The sequence below is a fragment of the uncultured Mycobacterium sp. genome (assembly GCF_964249325.1).
GTDB lineage: Bacteria > Actinomycetota > Actinomycetes > Mycobacteriales > Mycobacteriaceae > Mycobacterium.
Window position 1 is genome coordinate 10,112 of record NZ_CAXUCH010000052.1, and the last position, 7,438, is coordinate 17,549.

Here is a 7,438-nt window from a genome sequence, read left to right on the forward strand (position 1 = left end):
GGTCGGCGACGTCCGTTTTCGCGGCCAGCTGCAGTCCAATCGCGTTGATGCCGGCCCGCTCCGCCTGACGCAAAGCGATGTTGTGATGGTCGAGTCCGAGGCTGAGATAGGCCGCTTCGCCGCCCTGCTCGAGGTCGTAATCGTCGCCCACAGCCGACGCACGGGGTTCCGGTCAGCTGCGGAGAATGCTATTCTCCGCAGCGAGAGTGAGGTGTGCACGTGGCGCAGGCCCGCGGATCCCAACCTGACCCCGGCGTTTTGGCGCGCTGGCTGGACACCCATCACGCACCCGGCGACGGGGAGCGGCCCATGTTAGAGCCGCTGAGCGGCGGCTCGCAGAACACCCTCTACTTGATTCAGCGCGGTGGCGAGTGCATGGTGTTGCGCATGCCCGGGCCTCGGGCCGACGCGGCCCGCATCGACGGCCTGCTGCGCGAGATTCGCTTGGTGCGGGCGCTGTCCGGCACCGATGTGCCCCATGCCGAGCTGATCGCCGCCGACGATGCCGGCGATCTGCTCGGCATGCCCTTCTACGTCATGCGGGCGATCGACGGGTGGAGTCCGATGGACGGCGGCTGGCCCGCACCGTTTGACACCGACCTGGCGGCGCGCCGCGGCTTGGCGTTCGAACTCGTCGACGGCGCAGCCAAGCTCGGCCGGGTGGACTGGCGCGCCCGGGGTCTGGAGGGTTTCGGCCGCCCGGACGGATTCCATGAGCGGCAGGTCGATCGCTGGCTGGCCTTCCTCGACGCCTACCGGGTGCGCGACCTACCGGGCCTCGACGAAGCCGCCGACTGGCTGCGCCGCAATCGGCCCGCGCACTACACCCCCGGCATCATGCATGGCGACTACCAATTTGCCAACGTGATGTTCGCGCACGGGGCGCCGGCGAAGCTGGCCGCAATCGTCGATTGGGAGATGACCACGGTCGGCGACCCGCTGCTGGATTTGGCTTGGTGTCTACTGGGCTATGACGGTGAACACCCGCGGGCCGACGGCTTCTACCTTGACCTGACCGGCATGCCCAGCCGCAGCGAACTGCTCGAGCATTACGAATGGGTCAGCGGGCTTTCGACGGAGAACATCGACTATTACCTGGTGTTGGCGAACTGGAAGCTCGGCATCGTGCTGGAGAAGACCTACGCGGCCGGCGTACGGACCGGCAAGGTGGACCCGAAGATCACCGAGGCGTTCGGGCCGATGATCCTGCAGTTGATCGCGACCGCTGGGGAGCTGGCCCGGTCGCTGCCGACGAAGGCGTGAAATGGGCTACGCCGACGAACTTTTCGACCTCAGCGATCGCGTAGTGTTGATCACCGGCGGCAGCCGGGGGCTCGGGCGGGAAATGGCGTTCGGGGTCGCCCGCTGCGGCGCCGACGTGGTGATTGCCAGCCGCAAGATGGACAACTGCGTGGCCACCGCCAAGGAGATCGAGGCCGAGACCGGGCGTGCCGTAATGCCCTATGCCGTGCACGTGGGGCGGTGGGATGAACTGGACGGCCTGGTCGAGGCGACGTATGAGCGGTTCGGCAAGGTCGACGTGTTGATCAACAACGCGGGCATGTCACCGATTTACGACAAGCTGACAGATGTCACCGAGAAGCTGTTCGACGCGGTGGTCAACCTCAATCTGAAAGGCCCATTTCGGTTGTCGGCGTTGCTCGGTGAGCGCATGGTCGCGGCCGGCCGGGGGTCGATCATCAACGTCAGCACTGCGGGCTCGCTTCGCCCGGCACCGGACATCGTCCCCTACGCGGCAGCCAAGGCCGGCCTCAACGCGATGACCGAGGCGCTGGCCAAGGCGTTCGGACCGGCAGTGCGGGTCAACACGCTGATGGCCGGTCCGTTTCTGACCGACGTGAGCAAGGCCTGGAATCTGGAGCGGGCGACGCAGAAGCCGTTTGCTCACCTATCGCTGCAACGGGCCGGCGATCCGGCCGAAATCGTCGGCGCTGCCTTGTTTTTGGCTTCGGACGCATCCAGCTTCACCACTGGCTCGATTGTGCGGGCCGACGGTGGAATCCCCTAGCGGCGATCGCAAGCGCGGCACAGCCGAGCGCAGCGGGTCGCCGCCAATGAATCTAAAGGAGGCTTGGGCATGGCGTGGGACTTCTCCACCGAACCAGAGTTCGAAAAGAAGCTCGACTGGATCCGCGAGTTTGTCCGCGAAGAAGTGGAACCGCTCGAGGTGTTGTTCCCCGGCTGCGAATTCTTGCCGCTCAACGACGAGCGACGCAAAATTGTCGACCCGCTCAAACAGCAGGTCCGCGACCAAGGGCTGTGGGCCCCACACCTCGGCCCGGAACTCGGCGGGCAAGGCTTCGGCGCGGTCAAGCTGACGCTGATCAACGAGATCCTGGGCCGCAGCCCGTGGGCTCCGATCGTGTTCGGAACCCAAGCGCCCGACACCGGCAACGCCGAAATCCTGGCCCGCTTCGGCACCCAGGCCCAAAAAGACCGCTATCTTGCGGGGCTGCTCTCCGGGGAGATCTTTTCCTGCTTTTCGATGACGGAACCGCAAGGAGGCGCCGATCCGCGGGTTTTCACCACGCGTGCCGTGCGAGACGGCGGGGACTGGGTGATCACCGGCCGAAAGTACTTCTCCTCCAACGCGTCTGTAGCCTCGTTCTTCATCGTCGTCGCGATCACCGATCCCGACGTGCCGGTCCATCGCGGGGCGTCGACCTTCTTGGTCCCGGCAGGCACACCGGGCCTGGTCATCGAAGCCACCCACCATCTGGCCGGTGCCCACCCGCACGAGCCCGGGCATTCGCTGGTGCGCTACGACGGAGTGCGGGTGCCTTCGGACGCGCTGCTCGGCGAGCCTGGTCAGGGTTTCTTGATCCTGCAGACCCGGCTGGCCGGGGGGCGGCTGCATCACGCGATGCGCTCCATCGGCGTCGCCCAACGCGCCATCGACATGATGGTCCGCCGCGCGAAAAGCCGCTTCACCCAAGGCAGTTCACTAGCCGACAAACAGCTGGTGCAGGCATTCATCGCTGACTCCTACGCCGAGCTGATACCGTTCCGGTTGACCGTGCTGCACGCCGCGTGGCTGATCGATACCGCCGGCGAGCACGCCGCGCGCACCGAGATCGCGGTCTGCAAGATCTTGGCGTCGCAAGTGCTCAAATCGATCGGGTTGAGCGCCATCCAGGTGCACGGTGCACTGGGGCTTACCGACCAGCTGCCGCTGACCAACGTGCTCCTCGGCGGGGTGGCGCTGGGTCTGGCCGACGGGCCCACCGAGGCGCACAAGGTCAATTTGGCCCGGATGCTGCTGAAGAACTACGAGGCTGAGGATCCAGAATGGCCCAGCGAATTGCTGGACAAGCGCGTGCAAGCCGCTCAGGCGAAGTATGGCGACCTTGTCGAGCGGATTCCGGCGCTGCCTGATTCGCCATGAACAGCAGGGTCGCCGCTGCGGTGGAACGGGCGCTCGACGACCGTCAGCGCGGGGCCACCGAGGAAGTGGAACGCATCCTGGCCGCCGCAGTGCGGGTGATGGAGCGCGTCGCACCGGAGCCCCCGCGCGTCAGCGACATCGTCGCCGAAGCCGGCTCGTCGAACAAGGCCTTCTACCGTTACATCGCCGGCAAAGACGATCTGATTCTGGCGGTCATGGAGCGCGGGGTGGGGATCGTCGTCTCCTATCTTCAGCATCAGATGGCCAAGGAATCTCGCCCGGCGGACAAGATCGCGCGCTGGATCGAGGGCACGCTCGCGCAAGTCGCCGACCCTCATCTGATCAGCATGAGCCGTGCGGCGGCCGGACAAATGTCGGCCAGTGTGAATGTCGACGAGATCATGCGACCGCTGCGGGATCTGCTGACAGAACCGGTCGCCGCGCTCGGAGGAGCCGACCCGGAGCGGGACGCCGACGCGGTGTTTCTCTGTACAGCCGCAGCGATGCGCCGGTATGTCGGGTCCGCGGACCGCCCCAGCCCGGACGACATCGACCACCTGATGCGATTCTGCTTGCGCGCGCTAGGCGTAACGTGATGCGCGCTGTTGTCTGCCGTCGATACGGCCCGCCCGAGGGTCTAGTCCTCGATGAGGTTCCTGACCCGACGCCGGCTGCGGGTGAGCTGGTAGTCCGGGTGCGCGCCGCGGCGGTGAACTTCCCCGATGTGCTGCTGATCGACGGCAAATACCAGGTCCAGATTGCCGTGCCGTTCACTCCGGGCAGCGAATTGGCCGGCGAGGTGACAGCGGTTGGTGACGGTGTCGGCTTCGTACCGGGCGACCGGGTGAGCGCTACCGCGTTCGTGGGCGCGTTCGCGGAAAAGGCGCTGGTTCGCGCCGAGTCGGTGTCGGCGATACCGGATGGCGTCGACTTCCCCGCGGCGGCTGCGTTCGGTGTCACCTATCGCACCGCCTACCACGCGCTGCGGTCGGTTGCTCAAGTGGCCGAAGGCGATTGGGTCGTCGTCCTCGGCGCCGCCTGTGGGGTGGGGCTGGCAGCGGTCGATTTGGGGGTCGCTCTACAGGCTCGGGTGCTGGCGGCGGCGTCGAGTCGGGAAAAGCTCGAGGTGTGCCGGCAGCGCGGCGCCGAGGCGATTGTCGACTACGACCGCGAAGATCTACGAGCGCGGATCCGTGAGCTCACCGGTGGTGGTGCCCGGGTGGTGATCGACCCGGTCGGTGGCCCGTACGCCGAGCCGGCGCTGCGTGCACTGGGCCGCGGCGGGACCTTTGTTACCCTGGGTTATGCCGCAGGTGTGATTCCCGCGATACCGCTGAACCTCGTTCTGCTCAAAGGCATTACGGTTCGCGGCATGGAAATCCGTACGTTTCACGAGGATCACCCGGACGCTGCCTCTCGCGACATGCGCGAGCTGCAGCAGATGTTCGCCGACGCTCGGGTCCGGCCCTACATCGGTGCGCGGTTCCGGCTAGGCGACACCGCCGCGGCGTTGCGATATGTGGCGGACCGCAAGGCGATCGGCAAAGTGGTCATCGACGTCGATTGACGGGTCTCGGTCCCCAGAGACGTGCGTTGTGCCCGGCTATCAGCGATTTCCAGCTAGCAAATCGCTAGGCGGCGGGCACCTCATGCACGACTCGTTGTCGAAATCCGTTGTGCCACAGTCATGCAATCGATACGGTTGCGCCGGAACGAAACCACTCAATCAGCCGGGCATAACAACGGCGGCGCCCCGCGGACGCCGCCGTCAACTTGACCCGATTCCGTTATGGACAGGTCACGTCAACCTCGAAAGGCTTGCTCACCATCCCCGACATCGGATCAGACGGGTTCATACCGGTCGCCGTGCCGCTGAACTTGTAGCCGTTGCCGTTCTTGGTGGCTTGAGCGTTGGCCCCAGGGCTGCCCTGCTGATATGCGAGCTGAACGCCGTTCACTTTGCCAAGCGAGATCTGGTGAATAGCAGGCGGATCTGCGTCGGTGGCTTGCACCGCGACATTATTGGGCGAACCGGGCTGACCGATCCCGATTTGCAGCTGGCCGCCAGCCTTCTGACAGGTGACCGGACCGTTGACGTTCTGGTCCTGGCCATCGACCACCACCTTGGCGTGGCCCGAAGTGCTGACCTTTTGGCCGCCGCCGCTGGAACAACCAGCAACGGCTGCGACGATTATCGCCGCGCCCCCAAGGACCCCGGCCCAACGATTCACCACTGTCTCCTTTTTGTCGTGGCCCGTCAACTGCGGGCCGCCGCAAGCAGTATGTGGTTCGTTTGTCCAACTGTGTTGGGGACGGTGAAAAATTGACGCCCCCCAGGTAAATTATGTTTCCTGCGGCGGCGCAACGCTGTGCCGGTGAGCCGCTATCGGGGACCGAATCTTGCGGTCGCTCTTATTAGTTGGCACGTAACGCGTCATCCACGTCGACCATCTCGCCGCGGCTTGGCGATCGCGGGTTTCTAGTGGTGGTTAGTGAGTGGCAACCGCACGGTGAATTCGGTGTGGCCAGGGGTGCTCTGTACCGAGATTGTCCCGTCGTGGGCTTTGACCACAGCCGAGACGATGGCCAGTCCCAAGCCGGTGCTGCCACCCTTGCGGGATCGTGACGTGTCGCCGCGGGCAAACCGCTCGAAGACCTCCGACTGCAATCGTTCGGGGATCCCGGGACCGTTGTCGATCACTTTGAGCACAGTGTGTTTCGGTTCGGTGGTCAGCCGTGTCGTCACCACTGTTCCGGGGCCGGTGTGGATGCGGGCGTTGGCGAGCAGATTGGTCACTACTTGGTGCAGCCGTGCTGCGTCACCGAGGACCACCACCGGCTCAGGCGGCAGGTCCAGTTCCCATTGGTGATCGCCTCCGGCGACGTGCGCGTCGCTTACCGCGTCGACTGCCACCCGGGAAAGGTCTACTGGCTTGCGTTCTAGGGGCCGACCGGAATCCAACCGCGCAAGCAGCAGTAGGTCCTCGACGAGGCGGGTCATCCGCTCGGTCTCGGATTCCACGCGACTCATCGCGTGGGCGACCGCGTCGGTGTCGGCGTGCATGCGTTGCGCCAGCTCTGTGTAACCACGGATCGCGGCCAGCGGGGTGCGCAGCTCGTGGCTGGCGTCAGCGACGAACTGGCGGACCCGGGTCTCGCTGGCCTGCCGGGTCGACAACGCGGTCGCGATGTGGTCGAGCATCCGGTTCACCGCCAACCCGAGCTGGCCCACTTCGGTGTAGGGGTTGGCGTCCGGTTCGGGAACTCGGACCGGCAGTGCCACCTCGCCGCGGTCCAACGGCAAGTCGACAACTTCGCCGGCCGTTTGCGCCACCCGTCGTAGCGGTGCCAATGCTCGCCGGATGATCACGATGCCGGCGGTCGTCGCGGCGGCTAGCGCGATCACCGTGACGACCCCGAAGATCATGAGCATCCCAATCAACGTGGAATCGACGTTGGACATCGGCAACCCGGTAACGATGACGTCTTTACCGTGCCGCGCCGGGGCAGCCACTAAGCGGTAGCGGCCGAGCCCGTCGAGCTCACGGGTGACCGGGGTGCGGGCACTGGAGATCGCCGCCAACTGGTCCCTGGCGGTATCGGTCACCGCCGCCCGCGATCCTGTGCTGGTCAGGTAACCGGCATTGACTGGCGACCCGTTGCCGACGACGGCGGCGACCATGCCGACGGGCTGGCCCGGGGCATCCAGAAACCGTGGGCCCGGCCCCGGGATTGGCACTCGCGGATGCCGCCACGGCGCCGGTGGTGGCGGCGGCTCGCCATAGGTCGTCGCCGAGCGGTGCGACGCACCCTGCAGTTGCTGGTCGAGCTGCCCCACGAGGTAGCGGTACAACGCCAGCTCGGTTACCGCGCCGATTCCCACACACACTAGGGCCAGCACGACGACCTGACCGGCCAGCAGGCGTAACCGCAGCGACCAGATTCGTCGCGTGCTAGCGGGCCGGCTTGAGGACATAGCCGGCGCCGCGCAGTGTGTGAATCATAGGCTCGCGCCCGGTGTCGATTTTCTTG

Annotated in this window: 7 protein-coding genes and 1 pseudogene (1 of these 8 only partly in view); 5 read left to right on the top strand and 3 right to left on the bottom strand. The window is 65.8% G+C overall.

What is annotated here, in order from left to right; translation table 11 throughout:
* The first annotated feature begins 219 nt into the window (after positions 1-219).
* From ACFE99_RS09380 to ACFE99_RS09400, 5 genes are all read left to right on the top strand, one after another.
* A complete protein-coding gene (locus ACFE99_RS09380) occupies positions 220-1,263 on the top strand; it encodes a phosphotransferase family protein (protein WP_375484553.1) in 1,044 nt (347 codons plus the stop codon).
* Position 1,264: 1 nt separating this feature from the next.
* Entirely contained in the window at positions 1,265-2,029 is a 765-nt protein-coding gene (locus ACFE99_RS09385; RefSeq protein ID WP_375484555.1) for an SDR family NAD(P)-dependent oxidoreductase, read from the top strand.
* A 69-nt stretch (positions 2,030-2,098) separates the two neighbouring features.
* Positions 2,099-3,406 (top strand): acyl-CoA dehydrogenase family protein, encoded by a 1,308-nt coding sequence (locus ACFE99_RS09390; RefSeq protein ID WP_375484557.1) that lies wholly within the window; start codon positions 2,099-2,101, stop codon positions 3,404-3,406.
* Positions 3,403-4,002, top strand: a complete 600-nt coding sequence (locus ACFE99_RS09395) for a TetR/AcrR family transcriptional regulator (protein ID WP_375484559.1) — start codon at positions 3,403-3,405, stop codon at positions 4,000-4,002. The genes ACFE99_RS09390 and ACFE99_RS09395 overlap by 4 nt, the downstream gene beginning before the upstream one ends.
* Positions 4,002-4,973: an NADPH:quinone oxidoreductase family protein gene (locus ACFE99_RS09400; RefSeq protein ID WP_375484561.1), complete on the top strand. Its 972-nt coding sequence runs from the start codon at positions 4,002-4,004 to the stop codon at positions 4,971-4,973. Before ACFE99_RS09395 ends, ACFE99_RS09400 begins: the two co-directional genes overlap by 1 nt.
* Before the next feature lie 220 nt (positions 4,974-5,193).
* Here the strand turns inward: ACFE99_RS09400 and ACFE99_RS09405 are convergent, their stop codons facing one another.
* The 3 genes and pseudogenes from ACFE99_RS09405 to ACFE99_RS09415 form a co-directional block, all read right to left on the bottom strand.
* Positions 5,194-5,637: a lipoprotein LpqH gene (locus tag ACFE99_RS09405; protein WP_375484563.1), complete on the bottom strand. Its 444-nt coding sequence runs from the start codon at positions 5,635-5,637 to the stop codon at positions 5,194-5,196.
* Between the two features lie 248 nt (positions 5,638-5,885).
* Positions 5,886-7,382, bottom strand: coding sequence for a sensor histidine kinase (locus ACFE99_RS09410; RefSeq protein ID WP_375484565.1), 1,497 nt, complete (start codon positions 7,380-7,382; stop codon positions 5,886-5,888).
* Positions 7,360-7,438, bottom strand: a pseudogene (locus ACFE99_RS09415) (response regulator transcription factor); it runs 626 nt beyond the window's last position. The gene ACFE99_RS09410 and the pseudogene ACFE99_RS09415 overlap by 23 nt, the downstream one beginning before the upstream one ends.